Annotated in this window: 1 protein-coding gene; it reads left to right on the top strand. The window is 62.2% G+C overall.

Annotated features, from left to right (window positions below; all coding sequences use genetic code 11):
• The coding region (locus EN786_RS37070) for a DUF1515 family protein (protein WP_135910191.1) at window positions 1–228 on the top strand (228 nt) is incomplete at its 5' end.
• Window positions 229–299 lie beyond the last annotated feature (71 nt).

Below are 299 nucleotides of genomic sequence, written 5' to 3'. Positions count from 1 at the left end.
ATGTACGCCAAGACCGACGAACTGGTCGATCGGCTTGCTGAAACCGAAAACGCCGTCAAGACGCTGACCGATGACATGACCGAGGTCAAGGCGGTGACGGCCGAGGTGACGCGCTGGAAGCTGATGGGCATGGGCGCCCTCGGCGTGACCGGCATCGCCTTCGCGTCGATGGGCTCGCTGGTCACCTATTTCTGGACCGACATATGGCGCGCGCTGCGCGGCATGTAGTCCGCGTCCGGCGGCTCCGGACACCCCAACTCATGGAGATGAAGAGATGGGTATTCGTGCAAAAATGCGCC

Source organism: Mesorhizobium sp. M4B.F.Ca.ET.143.01.1.1 (assembly GCF_004792275.1).
GTDB lineage: Bacteria > Pseudomonadota > Alphaproteobacteria > Rhizobiales > Rhizobiaceae > Mesorhizobium > Mesorhizobium abyssinicae.
This window is presented reverse-complemented; position numbering and strand designations above follow the sequence as displayed.